The 1,431-nt window shown below is 73.5% G+C and carries 2 protein-coding genes and 1 pseudogene; all 3 read right to left on the bottom strand.

Annotation, left to right across the window (positions count from 1 at the left end):
* Nucleotides 1–167 (bottom strand): biotin/lipoyl-containing protein (locus ACZ3TI_RS40990; protein ID WP_465735697.1); only part of this gene is annotated, 167 nt, incomplete at its 3' end.
* A 5-nt stretch (nucleotides 168–172) separates the two neighbouring features.
* Nucleotides 173–1,168 carry an alpha-ketoacid dehydrogenase subunit beta gene (locus ACZ3TI_RS40985; protein WP_465735695.1) on the bottom strand — a complete coding sequence of 332 codons (996 nt, stop codon included), beginning with the start codon at nucleotides 1,166–1,168 and terminating at the stop codon, nucleotides 173–175.
* Nucleotides 1,168–1,431, bottom strand: a pseudogene (locus ACZ3TI_RS40980) (pyruvate dehydrogenase (acetyl-transferring) E1 component subunit alpha); the annotation flags it as partial. The pseudogene ACZ3TI_RS40980 and the gene ACZ3TI_RS40985, both read right to left, overlap by 1 nt.

Raw genomic sequence — 1,431 nt, 5'->3', positions numbered from 1 at the left:
CCGCCGTACGGGCAGGGCACCTCCACCACGGCCTTGGCCGTCTCCACCTCCACCACCGGCTGGTCGACCGCGATCACCTCGCCGACCTCGACCATCCAGCGCACCACCTCCGCCCCGGTGAGCCCCTCACCGAGGTCGGGCAGCCGGAACTCCCGCACGACGGGCATCATGCTCAGTCCTCCCACTGCAGTCGGGCGACCGCGTCCAGGATCCGGTCCACCCCTGGCAGGTGGTGGTGCTCCAGCATCGGCGGCGGGTAGGGGATGTCGAAGCCGGTGACCCGCAGCACGGGCGCGGCCAGGTGGTGGAAGCAGCGCTCGGTGACCCGCGCGGCGATCTCCGCGCCGGTGCCGCCGAAGCCGGTCGCCTCGTGCACCACCACGGCGCGGCCGATCGAGCGCACCACCCGGCAGACCGTCTCGTCGTCGAACGGCACCAGGGTGCGCAGGTCCAGCACCGCGAGGTCCCAGCCCTCGGCCTTCGCCGTCTCGGCCGCCTCCAGGCAGACCGGCAGCGAGGGGCCGTAGGTGATCAGCACGGCGGACGTCCCGGTGCGCCGCAGCACGGCCTTGCCGATCGGCTCGACCGGCGCCGCCGGGTCGAACTCGGCCTTGCCCCAGTAGAGCCGCTTGGGCTCCAGGAAGACCACCGGGTCGTCGGAGGCGATCGAGGCGCGCAGCAGCCCGTACGCGTCGGCCACCGTCGCGGGCGTGACCACCTGCAGACCGGGGGTGCTGGTGTAGTACGCCTCGGAGGCGTCGCTGTGGTGCTCGACCCCGCCGATGCCGCCGCCGTACGGGATCCGGACGGTGATCGGCAGCGGGAGCCGGCCGGCCGTGCGGTTGCGCATCTTGGCGACGTGCGAGAACAGCTGCTCCAGCGCCGGGTAGGCGAAGGCGTCGAACTGCATCTCGACCACCGGGCGCAGCCCGTACATCGCCATGCCGATCGCGGTGCCGAGGATGCCGGCCTCGGCCAGCGGCGTGTCCAGGCAGCGGTCCGGGCCGAACTCGGCGGTCAGCCCGTCGGTGATCCGGAAGACGCCGCCGAGCGCGCCGACGTCCTCGCCGAGGACGTGCACCGCCGGGTCCTCGCGCATGGCGTCCCGGAGGGCGGAGTTGAGCGCCTGCGCCATCGAGGCGGTGCGCATCGATACGGCAGTGCTCATCAGTGCTGCACCTCGGCCTCGGCGGCCAGCTCGGCGGACAACTGGGCGGCCTGCTCCCGCAGCTGCGGGGTCGGCTCGGCGAAGACGTGGGCGAACAGCGACATCGGGTCCAGGTCCGGGTCGGCGTGGAACTCCTCGCGCATCCGGGCCGCCAGCGCCTCCGCCTCGTCCGCCGACTCCTGCACCAGGGCGTCGTCCAGCACGCCGAGTCCGCGCAGCGCGCGCTCCATCAGCAGGATCGGGTCGTGCTCCCGCCAGGCGGC

It is taken from the genome of Kitasatospora sp. NPDC023120 (assembly GCF_055560835.1).
This window is presented reverse-complemented; position numbering and strand designations above follow the sequence as displayed.